This is a genomic window from bacterium, assembly GCA_026708015.1.
Lineage (GTDB): Bacteria > Actinomycetota > Acidimicrobiia > Acidimicrobiales > Bin134 > Poriferisocius.
Window position 1 is genome coordinate 1 of sequence record JAPOVT010000046.1, and the last position, 26386, is coordinate 26386.

Genomic DNA, 26386 nt, shown 5'->3' on the forward strand with positions numbered 1-26386 from the left:
GGGACGCTGGCCGGCGTGAAGGGCTACGGGCCGGCGTTCAAGGCGGTCGGGTCCACCCAGAGCCTCGACGCCCGCGACCACCTCGGCCTGTGGGACAGCGCCAACAGCCGGTGGGCGGACGGCACCGCGGGCGACGGGGACTGGGGCACCTCTATCTGGTGGATGGACGACGAGGGCGACGGCAAGCTGGTGGCCCGCGGGTACGCGGATTTCTGCACGCGCCTGCCCGGCGACACCGTGTCGCCTCAGTCGTGGTGGCGCAACGACCTGCTGGCCGACCAGCGCGACGAGAACGGCGCCGCGCACGGCGACAACAACTGGCCGTGGACCGGCACCGCCTCGGACTGCACGAAGCGGGCGAACCGGTGGCTCGGCCACATATCGGACGTGGAGGTCGGCGCGCACCGCGACGGGCGCACCTGGGGTCCGCTGTCCAACGGCCGCCAGAACCCCGGCAGCTCCAATTCGCTGTACGGGATGTCGCCGGTGTTCGTCGCCGAGGCCGTGCCGCCCGACCGCGGCACAGAGGGCGCGCCGGTCGCCTGGGAGCTGACCGCGGACCCCAAGCCCGCCGTGCCTTTGGTGGCGACGGTGTGGGCGACCCAGCACGGCGACTGGGTCGCGCCGGGGCATCTCGGGTGGCGCCACGTCGTGATCGGCCCGTCCGGCACAGCCACCTACACCGTGCCCACCGTGAACGACCGCGCGGATGAGGCCGACGGGTCGGTCACCCTGCACCTCGCCTCCGAGAGCCAGTGGCCGGGCGGGTTCGACGTCGGCAAACCCTCAGCGGTGACGCAGCCCGTCGCCGACGACGACGCGGCGGGCAGCGGCGGCCAGGACACCATCGCAGCCGTCCCGGAGGTGTCGGTCGTCGCCTCCGCCGGCGGCACAGAGGGCGCCCCGGTGCAGTTCATGATCGCCGCCACACCCGCGCCGGCGGCGCCTTTGGCGGTCACCGCCACGGTCTCACAGGACGGCGACTGGCTCGCCCCAGGCGAAACCGGGCAGCGCACCGTCACCATCGGCACCACAGGCGTCGCGACGGTGCGCCTCGCGACCGTAGACGACAGCGCCGACGAGCCCAACGGCTCCGTCACCCTCACCGTGCAGCCCGGGTCGGGGTACACGGTCGGGACGCCCGCCGCCGAGAAGGCGGCCGTACACGACGACGACCCCCCCACCCGACAACAGCAGCAGCAGGCCCCGGCGGTGGACACCTCAGAGGCCGAGGCGCTCATCGACGCGATGATCGCCCGCCACCGCGACGTCACCGGCAACCAGGGCGCGCTCGCCAACTGGCAGAAAGCCCAAAAGACGATACGGGGCGAGCCGGGCGGGTTCACCGTCGCCGAGCTCGAGGCCCACACCGCCGCCGTCGAGCCCGGCGAGCCTCGAAACCGGTGGAACAAGATCCTCGCCGCCGCGAAGCAACTCGCCGCCGCCCAGCAGCAGCAGCAGGGCAGCTCGGACGACGCGGCGCTGCCCGAGATCCGCATCGGCCACAGCAGCAGCCCCATAGCCGAGGGCGGCGACGCCGGGTTCGTCATCACCGCGGTGCCCGCCCCCGCCGAGCCCCTCACGGTCGCCGTCACCGTCGCCGGCGGCAGGGCGGCATCAGGCCACACCGGGCAGCGCGCGATCACTGTCCCCGCGTCGGGCATCGCCGGCATCACCGTCGCCACCGCCGACGACCAGGCCCGCACCCCCGCGGGCGACATCACCGCCACCGTGAACACCGGCGCCGGCTACACCGTGTCCGCCACACGCGGCACAGCGGCCGTCGCCGTCCAAGACGACGACCCCGCCCCCAAGAAGGCCCCGCCGCCGGCGGTGCCCGAGATCAGCGTCACCGCGGGCGCGGGCATCACCGAGGGCCAGAGCGCGTCGTTCACGATCACCGCCAGCCCCGCGCCCAAAACACCGCTGACCGTCACCGTCGCCGTGGCCCAGACCGGCGACTGGGGCGCGGCGACGGGAACGGCGACAGTTGTGATCCCCACGACAGGCTCGGCCGCCCACACCGTGGCCACCGCCGGCGACGAGGTCGACGAGGCCGACGGATCGGTCACCGTGGCGGTGAGCGCGGGCACGGGCTACACCGTGTCCGCCGCCAAGGGCGCGGCGTCAGTGGACGTCTCAGACGACGACGACCCGGCTCCCGCCGCTGCGCCCGAGATCGCAGTCGCCGCCGGCCCCGCGATCGCAGAGGGCCAGAGCGCGGTGTTCACCGTCACCGCCACACCCGCCCCCGAAGCACCGTTGACGGTGTCGGTGGCGGTCATCCAAAGCGGCGACCTCGGCGCCGCGGCCGGCCCGGCGACGGTCGTCATCCCCACGACAGGCTCGGCCGCCCACACCGTGGCCACCGCCGGGGACAGCACCGACGAGCCCGACGGGTCGATCACCCTCACCCTGAGGGCGGGCAGCGGCTATGCCGTGTCGCCGGGCAGGCCCGCGGCCACCGTCGCCGTCTCCGACGACGACCCCCCGCCGCCCCCGCCCAAGCCGACCTGCCGCACATCGGACGCGGCCCTGCTGGCCGAGGTTTTGGCCAAGGCCGGCGACCCGTGGAACGGGGCCCGCCCCGACCTGGTCGACACGTTCGGGCGGGCCCATGCCACCATGCTGGGCGCCGACACCTACACCACAGCCGACCTCAAAGCGAGGCCGGACCGCCAGACGCCGAACTGGCAGGGCGCCGGGCCCAACGCGCTGTGGCAGGACATCTACGCCGAGCTCGACCGCCTCCAAGCCTGCCGCGCCAAAACCCCGCAGACCCCGCCGCCGCCGGCGGTTGTGCCGCAGGTCAGCGTCACCGCGGGGTCGGGCGTGACCGAGGGCGGCTCAGCCGGCTTCACGATCTCGGCCAGCCCGGCGCCGCCGGCGCCGCTGGCAGTGGTGGTGACCGTCACCGCCGCCGGCGAGTTCGGCGCCGCGGTCGGCGCGCAGACCGTGGTGGTCCCGACCGGCGGAACCAAGGCGTTCAGCGCCGCCACCGCCGGCGACAACGCCGACGAGCCCCACGGCACGCTCACGCTCACGCTCAACGCGGGCAGCGGCTACACCGTGTCCGCGACCAGCGGATCGGCCGCCGTCGCCGTTGCCGACGACGACCCCCCGCCCCAAGACCCCGACACCCCCGACCCCGACCCCCAAGACGACCCCCCCGACCCCGAGGACCCCGGCACGCCCGACACTGATACGCCCGACCCCGATCCCCAAGACGACCCCCCGCCCCCACCGCCCGATCCCGTGATCAGCGTCACCGCCGGGGCGGGCATCGCAGAGGGCCAGAGCGCGGCGTTCACCGTCACCGCCGCCCCCGCGCCGAAGGCGCCGCTGGCGGTCACCGTCACCGTCACCGCCGCCGGCGACTACGGCGCCGCCACCGGCACCCGCACCGTTGTGATCCCCGCCGGCGGAACCAAGGCCGTCGCCGTGGCCACCGCCGGCGACAACGCCGACGAGGCCGACGGCACGGTCACCCTCACCGTGAACGCGGGCAGCGGCTACACCGTGTCCACCGCGCACGGCGCGGCCACCGTCACCGTCTCAGACGACGACCCGCCCCCGCCGCCCCCGCCGCCGCCCCCGCCTGCGGGGCCGAGCCTGTCGGTGCGCGATGTGGAGGTCAGCGAGAGCGGCCGCAGTGTGCGGTTCATGGTGTATCTCAGCGAGACCCCCGACCAGACCGTCACCGTCAGGGTGGCCACCCGAGACGGCACCGCGCGACACGGCGCCGACTACCGGGGCTACGGCGCCGGGAGCAGCCGGACGCTGACGTTCACCGCCGGCACAAGGCTCCTGTACGACTACCTGTACATACCCATCCTCGACGACAACGACCCCGAACAAGACGAGACCTTCCAAGTCGTCCTCACCGACGCCCACGGCGCCCCGGTGGCCCGCGGCACCGCCACGGTCACCATCAAAGACAACGACTGAGCCCCGCGCAAACCAGATCCACGGGGGAAGCTCTGCACACAACTCCTCCATACGGAGCACGCCCTCCACGAAAAAGGGGAACCTCGCGGACCCCACCACTAGGAGGCGGCGGATCGCCTTTGGTATAGGGCTTCTTCTACTTGGAGGGCCCGGCTCTTGAGGTAGGAGATAACCTGCTCACGGGAGTCGTCGAAGAGCGGGTCGGCGTCTTTGGCCGACGGGAATCGCAGCCTGAAGACCATCTGGTCCAAGGCGGCGTTGTCCCACTGCGCCCCGAACTTCTGCTGCCAGCAGGCTAGCCCGTCTTCGAGGCTGAGGCCGCTGAGCCGGTCGACGGCGGCGAGGTCGATCAGATCGCGCAGCGTGCTCCGCCATCGGATCAGATCCAATTTGAGGGCCAGCAGGTCTTCCAGCGATGCCACCGGCATCGAGTCGATTGTCGGACCCTCCTGCAAAGTCGCTACTTCCCCGGAGCGGGAGTCGGCATTGGGATCCTCGAATACATGCACGCTCACCCTGTCGACGAGGGCGTGAACCTCATGGGCACTGAGGCCGATCATGGTGAAAGACTCGTCGGCCTCGGATTCCAACAGCGCTTTCACTCCTGAGGTGTCAACCGGGCTGGGGGCCAAGATGTCGATGTCCTCGCTGATCCGATGCCTCAGATGGACGGTGACCGCGGTGCCCCCCACCAGCACACCTCCGCAGGCAACGGCGGCTTTGGCCGCCTTGGGCCACACCTCACGCTGGCGGCCACCGATCACCTCTTGCCACTGGTCGATCTGGCTCACTTGGCTCCGATGGGGGTGGAATGCCCAGCCTTGCCTGATTCGTGTTCGAGCAGTTCGGCGACGGCCATCTCCACGCTTGGGGGGCATCCCGGGATTCCGGTCTGGGCCACCAAGGTCTTGAGCGGCAAATGCCGCAGTGCCCATCGTCGGGCGTCGAAGTCCAGCAGCCGCCCGTTGAGCAGTCGATTGGCCACCACCATCGCGTCGCGGGGCAACCGGATGTCGGCGGGGTCGGGACCCGACCAGAACAGATACCAGATGTCGGCGGGCAGCGATTCAGGACAGGGCGCCCTCCGACGCCAGCGCATCATAGGCAGATAGGGGAGCAGGGCAGCGGCTGGATTGGTCGGAGCCAGCCTCCAATTCAGAATCCGTCGAGTTCGGTGCTTCCAAGGCACCTCAACAAACTCTGAGGCAACGTACCCGCCCCCCTCCAAGCCGCGCAGCACTCGCTGGGTGCTACGGCGGGTGATGGCCGCGGCGTTGGCCACCGTGGACGAGTCGGCACCGCCCAGATACGAGCGCAACACCGTCAGCGCCAGCACCTCCGCCTCGGTGATCTTTGGGCGGGGGTGGGGCGGCAACGTCACTGCCAACTGCTCTGGCGGAGTCGGCGGTGTCAGCCAGCGGTCCACACCATCGGGAATCGCAGGCTGGTGATCGGACAGCTCGGCGATCCAGCCCAACGGCTCGCGGCAGGATTCGCCGGGGCTGGCTGGACTGCTGTCGCCCTCGGCTTGCGTGATCCGGCGGGCGAGTTGTTGGGGCCGGTCATAGGGGCTGACTCGGCTTCCACATACTGAGTGAATTCCATCGGCCACCGTCCTAGCTGCCCCCGGAGAAATCCCGTCTACCTGGCTCAGCGTTCCTGGTCTGACCACAAACGGGCCGTTAGCGGTAAGGGCGGCACCGATGGCCCACGCCCGCAGCGGGGGGTGCCCTCGGGCCAACATGGTCCCGGTGCGCACGCTGTATCGCCGACGGCACCCGCCGCACCACCTTCGACCGGAGTCGTCGGGAAACCGGCTTTTGTCCTCCACCTCGCATCGAGGGCAGGCTGGGCCTTTTGGCCACCTGACCTGCTCGAAAAAGGAGACTGCCGCTGGCTCGTCTCCAAAGGTGCGGCAAATCTCCTCGACCGGAACCGCACTGGGATAGCACAACGACACTGCCGCCACCGCGCCAACCCTACTCCCACGCAGCGACACATTTGCGCCGCAAACTAGAGATTATGTCACCAAGTATGAACATGCTCTCTCAGTGCCAGTTTTGTGGGTGGCGTTGGTAGCCTGAAAGGTCTGTCGGTGGAGCAGGATGGTGAATTGGATGCGGGCACGTAGACGCCGGATGGTTGTCGCGGCAATGGCGGCAGTAACCGTGTTGCTGTTCGGCCTAGCCGCGTGCGGCAACGATGACGATGGGGCGGGCGCGCCACCGCCCCCTAAGACCGAGCGGGACGCCTACACCAAGTGGTATGTGCAGCAGGCCGTGAATCGATACGAAGAGACCGGTCGGCAGGCCACCCTCGACTATTACAACAATGAGGCGGGCGCCGACGACCAGTGGTACATATTCATCTCCGACACCGAAACGGGCACTATCGCGGCCCACGCCGCCATTCCCTCTCGGGTGGGCACCTACTCAGCCGACAATGTGGACATAACCGGCCATGCTTACGGTGAGCTGCTGATGGCTTCGCCCGAGTCGGGTCACTGGGTGGACTACGTGTTCTACAACCCGCAAACCGGCACCGGCGCCACCAAGCACTCCTGGGCCGTCAGTCGGGACAACTTGGTCTTTGGCTCCGGCTGGTACGAGGACTCCTACCCCGTTCCCCGACCCACTAAATCCGAACCCGGTTCCTACACCAGGGCATTCGTCGAAGACACGGTGTGGTTCTATGAGAGCAACGGTCGGGGTGCACTGATTGACCATCTCAATTCCCCCGACAGCACCGACCCCGCCAGCGTGGACGGGCAGTGGTACGGGTTTGTCGCCGACCTCAACGGAGTAGTGCTTGCCCATCCGACAGTCCCGGAGTACGTGGGCATGACCCTTCACGAGATACTCGGTGCCACTTCGGAGGGCCGGAGGGCCGCCGACGAGATGGCTACCACTACCGAGACGGGCAAGTGGGTGCAATACACCTCTACCAACCCTCTAACCGGGAGTCCCGCGCCCAAGCATTCCTGGGTGGTGAAGCGAGACGACGTCCTCATCGGCTCGGGCTGGTACGAGTCCGGCTAAGCCCCCTTTCGTCTCCGGGCGGGCAGCGCCGCGTCTAGGGCGAGATCAGCCCATCTTGGGGGTGGGCCCAGGGGAGTTTGGGCACATGTTCGATCTGCTTGGGCCGCTCCAGGGCAATATGGCCGATGGGGACGTCGATGATGACCGGTGCTGGTCGCTCCAAGGCCGTCGGTATCAGTCTCTCGAGGTCCATCGGGTCATCTGCTCTCAAGCCAATGGCACCGAACGACTCGGCGTACTTCACGAAGTCTGGGTTGGCGAGGTCGGTTTCGTGCGTGCCGCCGAACAAGTCGTCCAGGTCCCGGGCGACATTTCCGAATGAGTCATCTCTGAAGATGACGGTTGTGACGTTGATTCCGTACTTCACGGCAGTTGACAACTCCGATGAGTTGAACAGAAAGCCGCCGTCTCCGGCGACGCACACCACGGGGCGATCTGGTTGGGCCACCTTTGCTCCCAGCGCAGTGGGGAAGGCATATCCCAAATTGAACGAATAGCCGGAGTCGATGAAGGTCCTCGGCTGGTTCACCTGCCAGTGGGTACGTGAGTAGAAGCCGAACTGAGTGACGTCCCAGATTGTGAAGGCGTCTTCGGGTGTGCCCCGCTGAAGCGCTTCCAAGATGGGGTACTGCGGCTCCTTGAATCGGATGTCGTAGTAAGCGATGAGACGGCGGGCGGCGGCCACTGCCTCAGCCGGTGACGGGCGCTCTTGGCATCCGGCCTCAATGAGCAGTGGCAGGAGCGCATTGATGGTCGCTTTGGCGTCACCGTGCAGGGGAATGGAGTTGGCTTGAATCCGGGTGAGGTCGAAGTCGTCGATGTTGATGTTCACGAGCGGCGACGATTCTCCCGCAGGATTGCCCAGGGAAAAGCGCGTTCCAATCCCGATGACCAAATCGGCGGTCTTCATCACATCCAGCAGCTGGTTCAATTCGTGCCGCTCACCTCCGGGGCTGACGCATGAGCCGTAACACAGAGGATGGGAATCGGGGATGGCACCCTTTCCGCCGCCCGACGTCACCACCGGGATGTTCGTGGCTTCGACCAACTCGAGGAGCGCTTGCTCTGCGCCGGAGAGAGCCACTCCGCCACCGGCGACGATCAGGGGAAGCCGGGATTGCGAGATGGCCGCCGCCGCGCCTTGCAGTTGTTCGCGGCTGGGTATAACTCGCGAGACCGGAACGGGATCCCGTAGCTCGACTTCATCTCGTTCCACCAGGGCATCGGGCGGGCATTCGATGTAGGTCGGACGGGGACGGCCACTGCGCATTTGTCGAAATGCCTCCGACACGGCCTCGGGTATCTCTCTTGGCGTCATGGCTTGTTGGCGCCATTTGGTGAGGGATCGAACGATGTCCATCTGGTCGTCGATCTCATGGACGCCGCCCAGGTCTTTCCCCATTTGCCCTCGGGGAATCTGTCCGGCTAGGAGCAAGATCGGCGATGAGCGGGAGTAGGCGGTGGCCAATCCCCCTGATGCGTTGCATACCCCCACGCCGGGAACCACCAAGGCCACTCCTGGCTTGCCCGACGCTCGGGCGTATCCGTAGGCCATGAAGGTCGAGGCCTGCTCGTGTCGATTGGTGACCATCTCGATGCCGGGCTCGTCTCGCAGCGCAGCCACGACTCCGTATAGCTGGATGCCGGGAATGCCAAAGACAACCTCGACACCCTCTCGGACCAGCGCTTTGACGAGAGCCTCGCCGCCGCTCAACTGCACCGGATCATTCTTGCACCCGTTGAATCGAGTGCGGTTACCGGGACGGTACGAGGCGGTACACGGTGTCGTCGAAGCTCAGGACATAGAGTTCACCGGCTGCGTCCTCTCCGAACGACACCAGGGTTCCCTGGGGGACAGAGAGGCCCAGCTCTACCCGGGTGGCCGCGCCCTGATCGTCGATGGTCAGACCCCAGATGCGGCCCTGACAGAAGTCGCCAAACACGTAGGTGCCCACTAGGTGGGGGATGGCCGTTCCCCGGTACACATGGCCCCCGGTGATCGAGCAGCCGTCGTCGTGGTGGTAGACGTAAGCCGGAAAGTCCAGGTCGTCGGGGGTGGCCGTCCCGGAGAATCGCTCATCGCCCTCGAACAGCGGCCAGCCCAAGTTGGCCCCCGGCTTCCAGTCGTCGGCCGCTCTCAGCACGTGGATCTCTTCCCAGGTGTTCTGGCCAACGTCGGCGATCCACAAATCGCCGGTGGCCCGGTCGAACGAGAACCGCCACGGGTTGCGGGCCCCGTAGTGCCATATCTCGGCTCGCCCCCCGCCATCGGCAAACGGGTTGTCGGCGGGGATGGAGTAGGCCGAACCGCCGTCGGCCTCGGGGTCGATGCGGACCATGGTAGCTAGCAGGGTGTCCAGATCCTGGCCCTGGTTGAACATGTCATCGCGGCCGCCGCCGTCGCCGAACCCGATCCACAGGTAGCCGTCGGGCCCGACAGCGATGTGGCCTCCGTTGTGGTTGCAGGCCGGCTGGCTCACCCGCATCAGTGTCCGGCTGGCATCTTTCCGAATCCATTGCCCGCTCATGGGGTACTCCACGATCTGGTTGTCGCCCCGCAAAGTTGTGTAGTGGAGGTAGAGATTCGATCCATCGGGGGAAAAGGCGATGCCCAGCAATCCTTCTTCGCAGTCGGTGGTGGTGAGATCGCCGATGTCCAGCACCATCTCCGGGGGCTCATCGCCGTCAGCGGCCATAAGCCACACCTGTCCGGCCCGGGTGGCCGCATACAGGTCTCCCGTACCGCTGCCGGTACCTGGTCGGGCCACCAGGGCAATGGGGTCGGGCAGCGACACCACCGGAGTGAGCACCAGCGATGGCTCGTCCGGCTGGATAGCTGGTGCCGGCTGGCCGTCGTCGGCTGGTTCGGGGCCTGGGTTGGCGGTGGGAGATGAGATAGCCCCTGGCACTGGAGTCGGGCCGGCTGTGGACTCAGCAGCGCCAGTTGTAGGGGTGGCAACTCCTGTGGCCTTCGCGGTCGCGATACCTTGGACCCCAGTGCCAGATTGCCCGTCACCGTCGTTGTTTCCCTCGCAGGCACTGGCCAGCAGGCCGATTGCGGCGATCACCGCCAGCAGCCTCAGGCTGAGGCTCACGACTGCTTTCGCAGGGGCCGGATCAGGCCCTCTTGCACGACAGAGGCCACCAGCTCACCGGTGCGGTTCCACGCCGTGCCCCACGCCAGGCCCCGAGCGTTAGACGCCGAGTTGGACACCTGGTCCAAGAAGATCCAGTCGTCCATGCGCAGCGGTCGGTGAAACCACATGGCGTGGTCCAGGCTGGCTGCTTGAATGTCGATCTCGTGGCCCTGCACCGGGAGGGCCTTGGTGGCGGTGTCCAGCACGGTCATGTCACTGGCGTAGGTGAACATGCAGGTGTGCAACACCGGGTCGGCGGGCAGCGTGCCGGTAGCCCGCAGCCACACCTGCAAGCGGGGCTCTCGGCTCCGTTCCCGCTCCGCTGGTGAACCGGTCACATAGCGCAGCTCGATGGGGCGGATCATTCGGCCCTGGTCGTCCACCGGGAAGCCCGGCAACACATGCGGCTCCAGGTCCTCAGGATTGGGGGTGTCTATAGGCAAGTCGGTCTGGTGCTCGAATCCCTCTTCTTCTTTGTGGAAGGAGGCCGACATGGCGAAGATGGGCTGGCCGTGCTGGATGGCGGTCACCCGTCGAGTGGTGAACGAGCGGCCGTCGCGCACCCGCTCCACCAGATACACCAGGGGCGCCGACACATCGCCGGGACGGATGAAGTAGGCCTGGAGGCTGTGAACCGAGCGGTCTTCCACTGTGCGGGTGGCGGCCACGAGGGCCTGGCCGGCCACCTGACCACCAAACACCCGCTGGCGATCCTCTTGGGGGCTGACTCCCCGGAAGATGTCCTTCTCGATGGGCTCCAGATCCAGCAGCTTGATGAGATCGTCTACCTCTGACTGCATGACCGATTGATCCTACCGTTTGCCCCAACGATTCCCTGCTGCCCAATCGCCGGTTCCCTCCTGCTGTGCTCCCGCTGTGGCCGGATCGGAGAGGCGCTGGGGTACGCTTATTGCTCCCCATGTCGCTTCTTGTCTCGGCTCGCGCTCACGTCTTGGACAACTGGCGCCGCCTGCTGCGCTACTGCGGCACATCCGCGGTGGGTGTGGTGTTGGGCCAGACCATTCTGCGGGTGTGCTACGACCTATTGGGCTGGTCGGGGCTGGTGTCCAACCTGGTGGCCTTCATGATCGCCAACATCCCCGTCTACTTTCTGTACCGGGGTTGGGTGTGGAACAGCGATGGCCCTACTCAGTGGGGCCGAGTCGTGCTGCCCTTCTGGCTAGTGTCTCTGGCCGGACTGGCCCTGTCGTCGCTGGCCGTGGGCCTGGTGGACGCCGCCACCGACAACGGCTGGTACATCACCGCGGCGTCGGTGGCCGCATTCGGCACCGTGTGGCTGGTGAAGTACGCGGTGTGCGACCGATATCTGTTCGGTGCTCCGTTGGACGGTGATGCCCCCTCTGAGCGGGCCTCCGAATTGGCAGGCGATGGAACCCAGTCGGCGGGCGTTCGCTGAGGCTGCCCGGGGGTTCATGCCCTCCGATGAGGGGTTGGCTCTGCATCAGGCGGCCTGCGACTTGGAGGTGGATGGGCCGCTGCTCGAGGTGGGCAGTTACTGCGGCAAGTCGTCGGTGTATCTGGGCGACGCCGCCCAAGCACAGGGGCGAGTCCTGTTCGCTCTCGACCACCATCGGGGTTCAGAGGAGAACCAACCGGGCTGGGAGTGGCACGAGCCCGACCTCGTGGATTCCGAGGTGGGCCTAATCGACACCCTGCCCCACTTCCGCCGCACCGTGTATGAGGCCGGGCTGGAGGGGAGCGTGGTGGCGCTGGTGGGCGACTCGGTGGCCATTGCCCAAAATTGGTCCACGCCGCTGGCCTTTCTATTCGTCGACGGCGGCCACGGCACCGAGCCGGCCCACGCCGACTACGAGAACTGGGTGCCCCACGTGGCCATCGGGGGCCGACTGGCCATCCACGACGTGTTCCCCGACCCCGCCGACGGTGGCCGTCCGCCCTATGAGATCTACTGTCGGGCCATGGACTCCGGCGCTTTCACCGAGCAGTCTGCCACCGGTTCCCTGCGAGTCCTCACCCGCCACGCCCCCGGCATCTGATCAGGCACGCCACTAGCTTCTGAGGCGTGAACAACGACCAGAAGTTGGCGACCGGCGTGGCGTGGCGGGAGTTCTGTGAGCGATTGAGGGCCGCAGGTGATCGACTGCTGGAAGACGACTTTCCGGCGGGGGCGGCGGATCGGGCTGAGGGGTATCGGCACATAGGCCGGCTGCTGATGCAGGGGTGGATCGAGCAGGTGGAGTTTGCCGACCGGGATTTCCCGGTGATGTACCGCCACAACGACGACGTCATGCGCTGGGGCGGTCCCAACATCGACAACACCTACTGGCGGGCCCACGTAAGCAGTGAGCACTCCTATCGGGTAACTGGGTGGCTGTCGCCAGGGGCCATGTTCGTGATCCAGAGTCCCCACGGAGAGATGCACCAGAACCGGCTGGGCATCACCGCCGAGCGCTCCAGCGACGACTTCGCCGTAGAGCCCGACGGCAGCTTCACCTTCGTCGCCAGCGCCACTTCTCACGAGGGCAATTGGCTGCCCATCGACGAGCACACCGACCACATATCGGTGCGGGAGTACAACGTGGACTGGGGGGTTGACGAGCCGGGGCGGTTCTCCATTGAACGGCTGGGCAGCGAGGGCGAGACCCCTGCGCTCCTCGATCCTGGCGATCTAGCCGAAGGGCTGGACCGAGCCATGGCCTGGGCCGAGGACGCATTGGTGTTCTGGAACCAGTGGATGGAGCGCAGCCGCCGGGCTGCCCCTCCCAACGTGTTCTACGGCCCCCGTTCGGTGCCCGGCGGGGCCGATGCCATCGGCTACGGCGGCTGCTCCTATGAGTTGGCTCCCGATGAGGCCATGGTCGTGACTTGCGACGTGCCCGACGCCCAATACTGGTCGTTCATGCTCTACAGCTACGCCTGGTTCGAATCGCTCGACTTCGCCAACCGCACCGTAAGCCTCAACAACGCCCAGATCGCCACTGATGCCGACGGCCGTTTCCGCATCGTGGTGGCCCACCAAGACCCTGGCATTCAGAACTGGCTTGACACCGAGGGCCGCCCCGAAGCCCTCATCACCTTCCGCTGGGTCCTCAGCTCCACCATGCCCACCCCCGAGGGCCTCGTGGTCCCCTTCGCCGAGGTCGACAACCACCTCCCCGACTTCGTCACCCGCGTCACCCCCGACCAACGCGCTGCCCAAATCGTCACCCGCCGCCGATCCCGAGCCCACCGCTTCCGCTGCTGACTGCTAGTAGGTCGATGGGCATTGGGTCTGAATACAGGACGCGCGGACATGTTCGTCTGGCACTACTCAAGGTGATGCCACTGCCCGTTTTCGACACTCGCTGAGCGAACTACGTACAACTCGCCGTGGTGTGCATTACGCGAGAAAACAGCAAGCACTTCGCCACTTCCGGAAGCTGATGGGGCGAGAACTCCGCCAAAGCCCAGCGTGCTAGCGGCATCACCGACTCGTTGGCACGGTTCAAATGGGCCAACGAGAGCTTCAGATGAAAGACCTACGGCGGCCAATGCCCCACCAATGGTGAGATTGGCTACTACAAGCCTCGTGATGGCGATGGTGTAGACCATCCGAGGTAGGAATGACTCTGCTCCCGAGCCCTGACCCGTTGCCATGCGGTGGAACTCGGCTCGGCAGGTCTCCAGCGGTCTCGCCAGGTACACCGTTTCTATCCCTGGTGGATTCCATCGGTCTCCCATCTGGCTCGCACCGAAGCCTGAGAGGGGGTCGCGATTGGGCCCAGTGTGTCGATAAAAGACGCCATCGATTTGCGATGGGCCAAGTTCGTCCAGCACTCGGTAAAGGTCGGGAGAAGCCATGTCTTGGGCGTGTGTGCTTATACAACGACGCCATCAGCCAGGGCTTCGATGACCGCCGCTACAGACTTAAAGTCGCCGCTATGAATCCTCTCCGCAGGCGTGTCCCCATCCAGCAGGCGGTTTGGCGAGAGGATCCATATGTTTGCGTATTCAGCCTCTAGCACAGCCTCTAGTTCCTGAGCGACATAAGCAAGTTCTAGGAGGCGTTGCCGGGAGAGGCGCTGTGGCTCGGTGACTCCAGCGGACCAGCGACTCACTGACCGTCCACTTGCATCGACGATATCCCCGATATCGTCGTGTGTGAGCCGTGTGGAGTCAACGATTGAAGTCAACTTGTTAGCAAGGGCGCTACTCACCTGATCACTCCCCTGTCCCCTTGTTTGGCTACTTGATTGTAGTGTATAATGTCGTATACTATGTCGTCCAGTCTGACAAAGGAATATTCGTAGGAAGAAGCAAATGGGAATCGAGTTCCACCGTCGAAATCATCAATGACGGGCATGTTCCCGAGAATTGTCATCCAATCAAGGCTCGTACCCTCAAGTCACTGGCGTCCATCCTGGATCAAGATGCTGAGCAACGCGGCCTAAGGATCGCGTAGTTGCCAAGCTGCTGTAACGCGTACCCACGAAGGGTCGTCATTCGGACCCAATCTGTCAAACTTCTTCAGGCCCAGCCACAGGCTGAGCTGCATTTTGGCCCAGAGCAACTCGGACTGATTCTTCCACTGCATCGGCAACGGCTTCGGGGTTTTCGTGTTCCCAGAAGCGCATCACGGTCCAACCGGCCTCTTGGAGGTGAGTGTCGGTATCTTTGTCCCTCGCGATATTGCCGGTGATTTTGTCAGACCAGTATTCCGGGTTGGTGGCGGGCTGGGTGTGGTGCTCGGGGCAGCCGTGCCAGTAGCAGCCGTCCACGAACACTGCGATCTTGGCCTTGCGGAACACTAGATCGGCCGTCCGGCGCAGCTCCGGCAGCGGCCGGGCCGCCACCCGATAGCGCAACCCCCGGCGATGTACCGCCGAGCGAACCGCCAGTTCCGGCTTGGTGTCGCGACTGCGGTTCCCCTGCATCGACTTCCGAGTCGCCTCCGATGAAGCCCAAGACTCCTCCGGCAGCCCACCCATAGGCCGATGGTAGCGACAGAGCCTTCGTCATGTTGATCCCTGTAACTGTCATTGCCCACGGCTATCGTCAATTGATGCACTCACGTCAGCCTTTCGTAGCGGCGGAGTTCTTTGCCGGCATTGGCCTGGTGAGGCCAGTTGGTCCCAGACGGTTCGTCGGTCGCAAGATGATGGAGGAAATGGCAATATGAGCAGAGTTCAGAGCGACAGCCTGTTCGGCCAACAGATGCCAGCACGTCGCGTACGCAATGGATTGCCAACCAACGACCTAGTGTTCAGCGCATACGCCGAGGGAAACGACTACGTGTTCCCGCGGATAATGGACTTGTACGTGGCGCCTAGCAGTGTTGTTGCCGACGTGACTTTCGGTAAAGGCGTTTTCTGGCGGAACGTTCCAGATGGAATGTATGAATTGCTGGCGACGGACATTCAGACCGGCATCGACTGTAGGGCGCTTCCCTACGGCGATGGCGAAATCGACTGCGTTGTGCTTGACCCGCCGTATATGCACTCACCGGGGGGAACAGCGCACACTGCGCATCAGGCGTTCGAGCGCCATTACCGGAACAACGGGACAGGCAACAGGACGAACAAGAAGTACCACGAAGCCGTGCTCTCTCTGTACGAGGATGCCGGGGAGGAAGCGCACAGAGTGCTCCGCGACAGGGGTGTCTTGATAGTGAAGTGCCAGGACGAGGTGTGCTCCAACCGGCAGCGGTTCACCCATGTCGAGATCATGCAGGCATACGAACAACTGGGTTTCGTGGCCGAAGACCTGTTCGTGGTGATGCGAAAGAACCGGCCCGGTGTGAGCCGCGCAGTCAAGCAAGTACACGCACGGAAGAATCACTCGTACTTCCTGGTTTTCTGGAAGCCCGATGGCAGCAAGCGGGTATGGGAAGCGCCCTGATGGATGCCGTAGAACTGCTGGCGAACATAATACGCGAGCAGAGTCCAGAGGATATCTGGGCAACGCAGGATTCAGCATCGGCAACGGCAACCGTACATCGGAGATTGACATGGTGATCGAGGGGCATCGAACCGAGGTCAAGACCGCTTCGCTGGGCGCGAACGGCACATTTCAGTTCAACCACGTCCGTTTGGACCGAAACTATACTTTTCTACTGTGTCTTGGAATATGCCCTGAGCAAATCGTATTCAATGTCTGGCACAAGGACGAAGTGAATGACGGGCTAGCGGGGCGCTTGATAATGATGGCCCAGGACCAGGACATCACATACAAGATCACCAAGAAACTTGAAGACATGCGCCCTGTTGGCGAAATGATCAACACGCTTCTTGAGCGAATGGCGGCACCTGATTAGTTGACCGGACCCTTTTATGGGTCCAAGTGACGCATGCCTCGGCTGCGGTTCCCCTGCATCGACCTCCGAGTCGCCTCCGATGAAGCCCAAGACTCCTCCGGCAGCCCGCTCATGAGAGTGATGGTACCCACGGAGCCTTCTTGATGTTGATCACCGAAACTGTCATTGGCCACGGCTATCGTCAATTGATGCACTCACGTCAGCCTTTCGTAGCGGCGGAGTTCTTTGCCGGCATTGGCCTGGTGAGGGCTGGCTTGGAGCAGGCGGGTATCGACGTGGTGTGGGCGAATGACATTGAGCCGGTCAAGCATGCGGTGTATGCGGCCAACTTCGATGCTGCCCACTATGTCTTAGGAGACATTCGAAGGGTCAAGGGCACCTCGGTGCCTAGCGTCGACATCGCTACGGCCAGCTTCCCATGTGTTGATCTGTCTCTGGCCGGGAATCGGAAAGGGTTGGAAGGGGAGCAGTCGGGGTTGTTCTTTGAGTTTTCCCGAGTCCTGAGGGAGATGGGGGAGCGAATCCCGCCCGTGGTGATGATCGAGAATGTTCCATCGTTCGTTTCTTCCAGGGGAGGTGAAGACCTCCGAGCTTCGATCATGGTGCTCAACAAGTTGGGATACATCTGTGATGTGCTGACATTGGATGCAAGCTGGTTCGTGCCTCAGTCAAGGCCCCGCCTCTTCATCATCGGCACGAGTGAACGACTAGGCGGTGCGTCTTCGGGGATGGCTGGGCCGCTGCGCTCCGAGTCGGTGGCCGCGTTCGTGAGGGCCAATCAAGATCTCATGCTTCAGGAGCTATCACTGCTAATTCCACCCCAGGATACTCGCCGCCTCAGCGATGTCATAGAGCATCTCGATCTTGGCGACGGACGGTGGTGGGACGGCGAACGGTTTGGGAAGTTCATGGGATCGCTTTCTCCCCTCCATCAAGATCGCTTGGCTCTCCTAGAGCAAGACGGGGTTACCCATTGGCGCACTGCCTACCGACGGACCCGCAACGGAGCACCTGTGTGGGAAATCCGCTCGGACGACATTTCCGGATGCCTCCGCACGGCACGAGGTGGTTCGTCTCGACAGGCAGTCGTCGTAGTCTCTCCAGATGGAGTACGAGCACGATGGATGACGCCGCGCGAATACGCCCGCCTTCAGGGAGTTCCTGATGAGTTCGACTATTCCGCAGTTACCGATGCTCAGGCGCTATTCGGCTTCGGTGACGCAGTTTGTGTGCCAGTGATCGAATGGCTCGCTGAACATGCGCTGGTGCCTGCTGCTATGGCGATGGGGAGTCGAGTAACCGCAAAGGCTGCTGTGTGAACGCCGAGAGCATTGCCGATGTGCTCGATGCCGACATCGAGCAGTGGTACGAGGCTCAACGCAACGAAGGCACAGTCAACCGCAACGTGATGGCAGTTGGGCTCATCATGTGTGAGCACATGAGCACCCACTTTCCTCTCGACGAATCCAAGTGGTTCACCGGTTCTCAAGTCAGTCTTCTCGGCGGGACCCGAATAAAGAACATCCTTGCTCGGCACGGTGAGGAACGCCCTTTCGCCAGTGAGGGGGGTCGCACGAGCCGCGGGAGCCAAGACCTCGCCCGCTCGTTCCAGGATGTGGTCAACGGCTCATTGGTTGCGGAGGAATTCGAAGTTCTGGACGAGGACGAAAAGCTCTCTGCCATGAATCTCCTTCAGGCGAAGATGGTCGGGCGTATTCGGGCTGACTTCTACGATCGCCAGCGCCTGCCACTGGAGATCGACTTTAACAAGCAGACTCGTCACACGTTCGACGGACTGCTAGCCGCCGCCAGAGAAAAGGGCGGCAACACGGTAGGGGCGGTGGCACAGCATCTCGTGGGAGCGACATTGGAGATCAGACACTCTGATCTTGCCATCGAGAACCAGAGCTACACGACTGCCGACCAGCAGACAGGCCGAGCGGGGGATTTCATGGTCAACGACACTGCGATCCATGTGACTGTGGGCCCAACTGAGGCGCTTGTCGCGAAATGCCAAGTCAACATCGAACAGGGCTTTCGGCCCATGATCCTGACGCTTGAAGACAGGATAGGAACGGCCCGATCTCTCGCTGACTACATCGGTATCGAAGATCGCATCGCGGTTCGCGGTGTTGAGGAGTTCGTGGCCGGCAGTATCGATGAGATTGCCAGATACTCAGAACCAGAGACCCGCCGGGTGTTTCGCCAGCTCTTCGATGCATACAACTCACGTGTGGCGGCAGTGGAGCCGGATCCCTCACTGCTAGTAGAGGTACCTGAGAATCTGACTCAGACCTGATGGCCGGCCGCCTGGCCGTTAGCCGATGGTGATTAGTTCGGGGAGGGTGCGGTGGTTGGAGAACAGGGCGGAGGCGGGGGAGGCGCCGGAGAGGGCATCGGCGGCCAGGATGACGGCGGCGGCGGTGTATGAGGTGCGCTCGTCGGCGGGGAAGTGAGTGCGCTCGGGGTGGACCATGCCGGTGAAGTAGGAGCCGTCGTCGGCCCGCAGGTCTTGCACCCATTCGAACATCTCGGCGGCAATGTCTCGGCGGCCCACGCCGAGGTGGGCGATGACGCTTTCGCAGGTCTCGGCGGCGGTGACCCAGGGCCGGTCGGACACGCAGCGCACTCCCAGGCCGTCCATCACGAACTGATCAAATTGGGAGGCCAGCCGGGCTCGGCCTTCCTGTCCGGTGATCACGCCCGACAGCACCGGGTAGTACCAGTCCATGGCCCAGCGGTCTTTGGGGGCGAAGGCGTCGGGCTGGGTTCGGATCACGTCGGCCAGCCGAGCCGCGCTCAGCTCCCAGTCTGGTCGCTCGTGGCCCAACGCCTCGCCGGTGGCGATCGCCGCCCGCAGGCTGTGGCAGATACTGGACGACCCGGTGAGCAGGGCGAACGACCACGGGGTGCCGTCGGCGTGGCGGGCCCAGCGGATCTCGCCTCGGGGAAGCTGCAAGTCGAGGACAAAGTCCACGGCCCGCTCCACCACCGGCCACATTGACTCCAGGAAGCTCCGATCGCCGGTACACAGGTAGTGGTGCCACACCCCGGCAGCCACGTAGGCCACGCAGTTGGCGTCCAGCTTGTCTTGCTCCACGCCGTCGGCCACGTAGTACTGGTGCCAGGCGCCGTCGGGCCGCTGATAGTCCATCAGCCATTGGTAGGCCCGCTCGGCCTCGACTCGGCGGCCCATCACCGACAGGGCCATGGCTGCCTCCACATGGTTCCACGGATCGGCGTGGCCGTCGGGGAACCAGGGAATCATGCCGTTGGGCAGCTGCCAGTCGGCGATGCTGGCGGCGGTTAGTTCGAGATCGGACGCCGACAAAACGCCAGCCACGCAAGGTCCGTCGGAATCGCTGCCTCCGGGGGTGGGGGAGTCAGCATCGGCAAGCTCGGTCTCCCGTTGGTTGTGGGATTCAGACGGCGACAAACTCGGTCTCCCTTGAACTCTCTGGTCCTGGCTTCCGGCTGTAGAGGACCAGGCTCTTGCCCAGCACTGGACTCAGGACCCGTTCGGCTATTCGGGTGATTTTCGGTTGGCGAACAATATCCCATTCCAAGAGCCGGCGGTAAGCCGCCACCAGCCGATGGTCGTCCCGGTTGGGACCCACCGCGCACCGCAGCCACCAGTACGGGCTGTGCAGGGCGTGGGCGTGGTGGCCCGAATAGGGGGCTAAGCCGGCCCGGCGGAGCCGATTGCGGAGTTCGCCCCGCCGGTAGATCCGCACATGGCCGCCCTGGGCTTTGGGAGCGTGATATTCGTCCGACAGCGCCCAGCACACCTTCTCGGGGAACCAGGTGGGCACGGTCACAGCCAGCACGCCGCTGGGCCGCAGAATCCGGGCTAGCTCGGCCAGGGCCTGATCGTCGGAGTCCACGTGCTCTAGGACTTCGGAGGCGATGACCCGGTCGAACGACTGGTCGGGGAACGGCAGGCAGGTGGCATCGCCCTGAGCTGCCTGGCAGGTTCCCTGATATTGCTCGCCAGTATCCGACATGGCCGCGAACGTGGCCCGAACTTCGGCCAGCTCGGCCGACGCCAGGTCGCAGGCCACTACATGGGCGCCCCGTCGGGCGGCCTCATAGGCATGGCGCCCAAAGCCGCATCCCAAATCGAGCAGCCTTTCGCCCGGCTTCAAACCCAAGCGGTTGTAGTCAACGGTCAACATGATCGGACTGGAAGTCGCCGAGAGGTTCGTGCCTATCGGTTGGGCCGCCACTCGTCGAGCAAGGCCCGATAGTGTTCCACCGTCTGCTTTGCGGTGTGACGCCAGCTCCATCGGCTGATCACCCGCTCCCGTCCCGCCTCGCCTATACGGGCGGCCATGGCCGGGTCGTCCAACACCCGGCTTATCGCGGCGGCCAGAGCCTCGCTGTCGCCTGGTGGAACCGACACGCAGGTCTGGCCATCGGGGCCGGCCACTTCGGGCAGCGCCCCTCCCGTGGTGGCCACCAGCGGTGTGCCGCTGCACATGGCCTCGATGGCGGGCAGCGAGAACCCCTCATACAGCGACGGCACCACCGCCACCGAGCTGGTGGCGTACAACTCCACGATGCGCTCGTCGGGGACGCCAGAGATGAACTCCACCACCTGGCTCAGACCCAGGCTGGCAATGGCCTCCGCCGAGGTTCCCCCTTCGCGGGGCTTGCCGATGACGATCAGGCGCACATCCCGCTCGGTACGCAGCTTGGCCACCGCCTCCAGCAGATAGCGCAGGCCCTTCATGGGCACATCGGCGCTGGCGGTGGTGATGATCTGCTCTGGTTTGCGTTCCACGCCGGGCAGCGGGCGGAACTGCTCGGGGTCCACGCCCACCGGCACCACATGCATCAGGCGACGGGGCACCTTCTGGTCCCGGACGATGTCGTCGCGTGATGACTCCGACACGGTGATGATGCGCCGCAGGCGCCGGGCCACCCGGGCCTGCATCCGGGTGAAGGAGTACCAGCGCCGCTTGCCCAGCCGCTCCACCGGGCCCCGGGCGTGCTCCAGCTCCAGTTGGCGGTCGACGGTGATGGGGTGGTGGATGGTGCCCAGCACCGGCAAACCGTCCCGCTCAATGCCCAGCAGGCCGTAGCCCAGCGACTGGTTGTCGTGAACCAGGTCGAATTCGCCGGTCCGGGTTCGCAACATCTGCCAGGCCCGGATAGAAAAAGCCAGCGGCTCCGAGAACGCCCCGGTCATAAACGAGCCCACCTCGGCAGCGTCGGCCCACGACTTGATCTCCCAGAACCCCGGCATCCGCCCGGGGTGGACGTCGTTGAAGATATCCAGACTGGGAAGCTGGTGCAGCGGCACCCGATTGTCCAGCACCGGATAGGGCTGTCCGCTCAGCACCTCCACATGGTGGCCGAGGTCGGTAAGGGCCCGACTCAGATGGTGGACGTACACCCCCTGTCCGCCGCAGTGGGGCTTGCCCCGGTACGACAAAAGGGCGATTTTGAGCGGTTGATCCGCCGAGACCATAGCCCCACAAGGCTTTCGGAATTCGGGGGGTTTGGCAAATGCTCAGGTGCCTCTAGGGGCCACTAACTTGGCGCCGTGCGAGCGCTAGTACAACGGGCCACCGAGGCTCGGGTTCGGGTGGACGGCGAGGTCATCGGAGAGATCGGTCCCGGTCTGTGCTGTCTGGTGGGGGTGACCCACGATGATGATGCCGAGACGGTCAAGAAGATGGCCGGCAAGCTGTGGAACCTGCGGATCTTCACCGACGAGAACGGGCACATGAACCTGTCGGTGGCCGACACCAGCGGCGAGTTGTTGGTGGTGAGCCAGTTCACCCTCTACGGCGACATCAGCCGGGGCCGCCGCCCCTCATTCCTGGGCGCTGCCGCCCCCGACCAAGCTGCTGCCTTGATCGACGGCCTCGTCGCCGAGCTCCGCACTCTAGGGGCCACCGTAGCCACCGGCTCCTTCGGCGCCATGATGGCAGTAGAACTAACCAACGACGGCCCCGTCACCCTGATGGTGGAGGTCTGATCAGCGAGGTTGGCGGCGGGTAGGGGTGGGGTCCCTTGAGTGGGCCATCCAGGCGGCGGCTAGGGCGGCGAGGGCGAGGGCGATCATGGGCCAGGGGCCGGCGCGGGTGGCGAGGGTTTGGCCAGTGCGGAGTTCAACTTCAGCTTGGATGACCTTGCGCTCGGAGACGGCGGTGCGCTGATAGACGTTGCCGTCGGGGTCGACGAAGGCGCTGAACCCGGTGGGGGCCGACTGCACCACCCAGCGGCCGGTCTCCAGTGCTCGCAAACGGGAGCTGGCGATTTGCTGGGTCTGCACGATGGTGAGCCAGTAGCTGGCCCCATTGGTGGGGTTCAACAGCACCTCGCCGCCGTTGCCAATAGCATCGCGAGCCCGATCCTCGAAGAAGATCTCCCAGCTTATGGACACCCCGAGGCGGCCCACGGGGGTGTCCACCACCGCGGGGGTGTCACCCCGGCGCATGTCTCCGGCCGGCAGGTAATCGGGGGCCAGCGGCTCGATCAGCGACCGCAGCGGCACGTACTCCCCGAAAGGCACCAGCCTCACCTTGTCGTAGCGGTCTACCAGCGATCCGTCGGGGCTGAAGACCGCGGCGAAGTTGGCTGCCTCGGTGGCTGACACGTCTTCGACCACCCCGGCTACCAGGGTGGCATCGAGTTCGGTGGCCAACTCTGCTAGTCGCTGACGCTCCTCGCTGTTGACAAACAGGCCGTGGACGTCCACCACGTCTTCGGGCCACACCACCAAGTCCACTGGCTTCTGCACCAGTTGGCTGGCTTCCAGGTGGCGCTCGAACACCACGCCCGGCACAGTGTTGGCCGCCCTGGTTCGCTGTGGTCCGCCTCCCTGCACGATGGCCACGTCTAGGGTGCCGGTGGCCGAGCCCCGGGGGGCCAACGCCGCCCAGCCCCAGAACCCCAGCACCACCACGGCCAGAGCCAACGCCGCTTGCCACCGGCGATCCAGCGCGGCGGCCAGCACCATGGCGATGACCGCACACACCCCCACCAGCAGCAATGGCCCCAGTACCCGCACGGTGGTGGCCCACGGGGTGTCAACCTGGCTCATGGGCAGGGTGGCCAGCGGCACACCGCCGAACGGCCAGCGCCACCGAATCGCTCCGGCCAGCACGAACAGGCCGGGCAGAGCCACCCACCGGCTGCGCCCCGGCGGGCTAGTCGCCCCCACCAGGCCATACAGTGCCGAGAACACCACGCACACCGCCAGATAACCGGGCAGAGTGAAGTCCACCATCCAGAATGTGGCCGGGAACAGCCAGCCGGCCCCAAAGCCGAACCCCCGCCACGCCCGAGCCCAAATCGGCTGATCGGCAATCAGACGCTCGAATGCCACCAGTCCAATGAGGGCCAGGGACCACCACCCCCAGGGGGGCATCGACAGAGCCACCAGTCCGCCCGCCGCCAAAGAGCCCGCCGCCGTCCACCCGCTGGTGCGAGCCCACACCGCCAACCTCGGGCTACTCATCGGGCGAATGTCCGCCGGTCATGCTGGCGGGGGTTCTCATCGGGCGACCGCGCCGTGGGCCACGCTGGCCATTGCCGCTTGTCGGCCCTGGTGGATGCAGGCCGGCACCCCCAAGCCCCGAGCCCACGCCCCGGTTACCCGCAACCAGGGGGCGTCGTGGGCCAATGACTGCTCGATGTCGGCCACCAACTCCAAATGGCCGGGCCGAAACTGGGCCAGCGACCGCTCCCACCGGCTGATGCGTACGGTGTGGGGCTGGGCGTCGAGTCCCATGGTCTCAGCCAAATCAGCCCCCACTGCCTCCAGCAGCGCATCGTCGCCGAGGGCCAACACCCGGTCGTCGCCGTAGCGGCCGGCGGACACCCGCAATACCACCGTGTCGGGCGAGCCCACATGGGCCCATTTGCTCGACGCCCATGAGCAGGCCGTGATGGTGAGTCCCTCAACTGCGGGTACCAGATAGCCCGACCCCGCCATGGGGTGGTTGACATCCATGGCTTCGTACGCCAGCGACACCAGCACCACCGAGGCGTAGTCGATGGTGCCCATCAGTTCGGCCGTGCGGGCCGACACCGGGGCCACCAGCTCACGAGCGATGTCGGCGGGGAGGGTCACTATCACCTGGTCGGCATCGATCTCGCCCAGGTCAGACACCGGGGACGACAGTCGCAGCCGGTCGCCCAAACGCTCGGTGAGCGCGCCGGTCAGCCGCCCCAAGCCGTCGGGCAGCGTATAGAACACCGGCGCGGCCGGGTCGACTGTCGACGACGCGGCCAGACGCCGCAACTCCTGCACCAGGCTGGGGCCCCGGGAGGCAGCCTCGGCCAACTGGGGCACTGCGGCCCGCACGCTCAGGTCGTCGATGGAGGAGGCGTTGATGCCCCCGATCAGAGGATCCACCAGCCGGTCGGCCACCTCATCGCCCAAACGCCGCCGCACCAGTCCGCCCACCGACTCGTCGCCGACCAGCGGCGACCCGGCCAAATCGGGCTCTTGGCGGGCGCGGTCCACTCCGTCGTCGGACACGATCCCGGAGGCAGCCAGAGCGTCGAAGTCCAGCGGCACCCCCAGCACATTGGGCAAGGGCAGTGCCCGCAGCGCTCCCCGGGAGTACACGAACGCCGCCCGCTGAGCAGGTGACACCAGCTCAGCGCCCAGTCCCAGTTCCTGGCACAGTTCTGTCGCCCACGGCACCCGGGCCAAGAATGCGTCCGCTCCCTCATCTACCGGTTGACCAGCCAGCTTGGTGGTGAGAAGCCGTCCGCCGGCCCGCTCGGCGGCCTCGTACACCACTACCTCGGCACCGGCCTTGGTGGCCTCATACCCGGCGGCCAGCCCGGTGATACCAGCCCCGACAACGGCAACCTTCACAGAGACACCCTCATGGCGCGACAATCTCCCAGCGAACTGCTTCTCTCACCGCGACTCTCACGGGGTGGCCCTGTACCCGTGTACCAACGCCACAACCCGTTCCAGCGTCTCAGGGTCGGTCTCAGGCAGCACGCCGTGGCCTAGGTTGAACACGTGACCGGGCTGGCCGGCATTGCGGTCAAGCACGTCGACCACCCGCTCGGCCACCACTGACCACGGGGCCAGCACCGCGGCCGGGTCCAGATTGCCCTGCACGGCTACGCTGGGACCCAGCCGCTCCCGGGCGTCGTCGATGTGTACTCGCCAGTCCACCCCCACCACGTTGGCCCCGGCCTTGGCCAACAACTCGAGCAGTTCGCCGGTGCCCACGCCGAAGTGGATGCCTGGTGCCCCATCGCCACGACTGCGGAGCTCGGCGAAAATGCGCTGACTGGCGGGCAGCACGAATCGCCGGTATTCGTCGGGGGCCAGCGCCCCGGCCCACGAGTCGAACAGCTGAAACGCCGAAGCCCCAGCGTCGAGCTGCGAGCCGATGGAGGCGATGGCCAGATCGGCCAAGCGATCCAACAGCGCAGCCCACAACCCGGGTTCGCTGTGCATCAACCGCTTGGTGAGGGCGTGGGTACGCGACGGCCCTCCTTCAACCAAATAGGAGGCCATGGTGAATGGCGCCCCGGCGAAAGCGATCAGCGGCACGTCCAGCTCCGCCACCAGGTTTCGGACGGTCTCCAGTACATACGGCGTGTCCGTCTCCGGATCCAGCGGGCGGAGCCGGTCGAGGTCGCGGGCCTCGCAGAACGGCTGCTCCACCACCGGCCCCACTCCGGGCACAATGTCCACTCCAAATCCAATGGCGTGGGTGGGCACCACGATGTCGGAGTACAAGATGGCAGCGTCTACCCCGTAACGCCTCACCGGCTGAAGGGTGATCTCGGTGGCCACGTCCGGGCGGGCAATGGCTTCCAGCATCGAGCCTTCTCCCCGAAAAGCCCGGTATTCGGGAAGCGATCGCCCGGCCTGGCGCATGAACCACACTGGAACCCGGTCTACTGGCAGGCCGCGGCACGCCCGCAGAAAGGCGCTGTTTGTGAGGTCGGAACCGGCAGCCACGCCCAAACCGTACTGACATATCGGGGGGTCGTTGCTA

General features: G+C 65.5%; 23 protein-coding genes. 10 read left to right on the forward strand and 13 right to left on the reverse strand.

Features of this window, described 5'->3' with window-relative positions; all coding sequences use genetic code 11:
* On the forward strand, positions 1-3948 hold a 3948-nt coding region (locus tag OXG30_09945), incomplete at its 5' end, for a hypothetical protein (GenBank protein MCY4135217.1).
* 98 nt (positions 3949-4046) lie between these two features.
* Here the strand turns inward: OXG30_09945 and OXG30_09950 are convergent.
* Both OXG30_09950 and OXG30_09955 read right to left on the reverse strand, forming a co-directional pair.
* A complete protein-coding gene (locus tag OXG30_09950) occupies positions 4047-4739 on the reverse strand; it encodes a nucleotidyl transferase AbiEii/AbiGii toxin family protein (protein ID MCY4135218.1) in 693 nt (230 codons plus the stop codon).
* Entirely contained in the window at positions 4736-5908 is a 1173-nt protein-coding gene (locus tag OXG30_09955; GenBank protein MCY4135219.1) for a transposase, read from the reverse strand. The genes OXG30_09950 and OXG30_09955 overlap by 4 nt, the downstream gene beginning before the upstream one ends.
* Before the next feature lie 157 nt (positions 5909-6065).
* Here OXG30_09955 and OXG30_09960 point away from each other — a divergent pair, with 157 nt between their 5' ends.
* Positions 6066-6986 carry a hypothetical protein gene (locus OXG30_09960; GenBank protein ID MCY4135220.1) on the forward strand — a complete coding sequence of 307 codons (921 nt, stop codon included), beginning with the start codon at positions 6066-6068 and terminating at the stop codon, positions 6984-6986.
* A 34-nt stretch (positions 6987-7020) separates the two neighbouring features.
* Here OXG30_09960 and OXG30_09965 read toward each other — a convergent pair whose 3' ends face one another.
* From OXG30_09965 to OXG30_09975, 3 genes are read right to left on the reverse strand one after another with little or no spacing between them, the layout of a single operon-like run.
* Positions 7021-8706 carry a thiamine pyrophosphate-binding protein gene (locus OXG30_09965; GenBank protein ID MCY4135221.1) on the reverse strand — a complete coding sequence of 562 codons (1686 nt, stop codon included), beginning with the start codon at positions 8704-8706 and terminating at the stop codon, positions 7021-7023.
* Between the two features lie 34 nt (positions 8707-8740).
* Positions 8741-10081, reverse strand: coding sequence for a PQQ-dependent sugar dehydrogenase (locus tag OXG30_09970; protein ID MCY4135222.1), 1341 nt, complete (start codon positions 10079-10081; stop codon positions 8741-8743).
* On the reverse strand, positions 10078-10923 hold the full coding sequence (locus tag OXG30_09975) for an acyl-CoA thioesterase II (protein ID MCY4135223.1): 846 nt from the start codon (positions 10921-10923) through the stop codon (positions 10078-10080). Before OXG30_09975 ends, OXG30_09970 begins: the two co-directional genes overlap by 4 nt.
* Positions 10924-11042: 119 nt before the next feature.
* On the opposite strand from OXG30_09975, the gene OXG30_09980 reads away from it, so the two are divergent.
* From OXG30_09980 to OXG30_09990, 3 genes are read left to right on the forward strand one after another with little or no spacing between them, the layout of a single operon-like run.
* Positions 11043-11540, forward strand: coding sequence for a GtrA family protein (locus OXG30_09980; protein MCY4135224.1), 498 nt, complete (start codon positions 11043-11045; stop codon positions 11538-11540).
* Entirely contained in the window at positions 11512-12141 is a 630-nt protein-coding gene (locus OXG30_09985; GenBank protein ID MCY4135225.1) for a class I SAM-dependent methyltransferase, read from the forward strand. Before OXG30_09980 ends, OXG30_09985 begins: the two co-directional genes overlap by 29 nt.
* 26 nt (positions 12142-12167) lie before the next feature.
* Positions 12168-13349, forward strand: a complete 1182-nt coding sequence (locus OXG30_09990; GenBank protein ID MCY4135226.1) for a DUF1214 domain-containing protein — start codon at positions 12168-12170, stop codon at positions 13347-13349.
* A gap of 613 nt (positions 13350-13962) precedes the next feature.
* Here the strand turns inward: OXG30_09990 and OXG30_09995 are convergent.
* Positions 13963-14301, reverse strand: coding sequence for a hypothetical protein (locus OXG30_09995; protein ID MCY4135227.1), 339 nt, complete (start codon positions 14299-14301; stop codon positions 13963-13965).
* Between the two features lie 300 nt (positions 14302-14601).
* Positions 14602-15072, reverse strand: a complete 471-nt coding sequence (locus OXG30_10000) for a very short patch repair endonuclease (protein ID MCY4135228.1) — start codon at positions 15070-15072, stop codon at positions 14602-14604.
* Positions 15073-15259: 187 nt separating this feature from the next.
* Here OXG30_10000 and OXG30_10005 point away from each other — a divergent pair, with 187 nt between their 5' ends.
* The 4 genes from OXG30_10005 (at position 15260) to OXG30_10020 (ending at position 18696) form a co-directional block, all read left to right on the forward strand.
* Positions 15260-15982 (forward strand): DNA methyltransferase, encoded by a 723-nt coding sequence (locus OXG30_10005; GenBank protein MCY4135229.1) that lies wholly within the window; start codon positions 15260-15262, stop codon positions 15980-15982.
* Positions 15983-16091: 109 nt separating this feature from the next.
* The gene (locus OXG30_10010) at positions 16092-16397 is read left to right on the forward strand and encodes a hypothetical protein (protein ID MCY4135230.1); all 306 of its coding nucleotides are present in this window, start codon (positions 16092-16094) and stop codon (positions 16395-16397) included.
* A 188-nt stretch (positions 16398-16585) separates the two neighbouring features.
* Positions 16586-17716, forward strand: a complete 1131-nt coding sequence (dcm, locus tag OXG30_10015) for a DNA (cytosine-5-)-methyltransferase (protein MCY4135231.1) — start codon at positions 16586-16588, stop codon at positions 17714-17716.
* On the forward strand, positions 17713-18696 hold the full coding sequence (locus OXG30_10020) for a DUF4928 family protein (protein ID MCY4135232.1): 984 nt from the start codon (positions 17713-17715) through the stop codon (positions 18694-18696). The genes dcm and OXG30_10020 overlap by 4 nt, the downstream gene beginning before the upstream one ends.
* An 18-nt stretch (positions 18697-18714) precedes the next feature.
* Here the strand turns inward: OXG30_10020 and OXG30_10025 are convergent, their stop codons facing one another.
* Genes OXG30_10025 through OXG30_10035 form a run of 3 tightly spaced genes read right to left on the reverse strand, consistent with a single transcriptional unit; the run spans position 18715 to position 21870 of the window.
* Positions 18715-19833: a prenyltransferase gene (locus tag OXG30_10025; protein MCY4135233.1), complete on the reverse strand. Its 1119-nt coding sequence runs from the start codon at positions 19831-19833 to the stop codon at positions 18715-18717.
* Complete coding sequence (locus OXG30_10030; protein MCY4135234.1) at positions 19820-20572, reverse strand: class I SAM-dependent methyltransferase; 753 nt, start codon at positions 20570-20572, stop codon at positions 19820-19822. Before OXG30_10030 ends, OXG30_10025 begins: the two co-directional genes overlap by 14 nt.
* Positions 20573-20604: 32 nt before the next feature.
* A complete protein-coding gene (locus OXG30_10035; GenBank protein ID MCY4135235.1) occupies positions 20605-21870 on the reverse strand; it encodes a glycosyltransferase family 4 protein in 1266 nt (421 codons plus the stop codon).
* A gap of 75 nt (positions 21871-21945) precedes the next feature.
* Between OXG30_10035 and dtd the strand changes: the two genes are divergently transcribed.
* Positions 21946-22383 carry a D-aminoacyl-tRNA deacylase gene (gene dtd, locus OXG30_10040; GenBank protein MCY4135236.1) on the forward strand — a complete coding sequence of 146 codons (438 nt, stop codon included), beginning with the start codon at positions 21946-21948 and terminating at the stop codon, positions 22381-22383.
* On the opposite strand, the gene lnt is transcribed toward dtd, so the two are convergent.
* Genes lnt through hemE form a run of 3 tightly spaced genes read right to left on the reverse strand, consistent with a single transcriptional unit; the run spans position 22384 to position 26349 of the window.
* The gene (gene lnt, locus OXG30_10045; GenBank protein MCY4135237.1) at positions 22384-23868 is read right to left on the reverse strand and encodes an apolipoprotein N-acyltransferase; all 1485 of its coding nucleotides are present in this window, start codon (positions 23866-23868) and stop codon (positions 22384-22386) included.
* Positions 23869-23904: 36 nt separating this feature from the next.
* Positions 23905-25239, reverse strand: coding sequence for a protoporphyrinogen oxidase (gene hemG, locus OXG30_10050; GenBank protein MCY4135238.1), 1335 nt, complete (start codon positions 25237-25239; stop codon positions 23905-23907).
* 57 nt (positions 25240-25296) lie between these two features.
* Positions 25297-26349, reverse strand: a complete 1053-nt coding sequence (gene hemE, locus OXG30_10055) for a uroporphyrinogen decarboxylase (protein MCY4135239.1) — start codon at positions 26347-26349, stop codon at positions 25297-25299.
* Between the last annotated feature and the right edge of the window lie 37 nt (positions 26350-26386).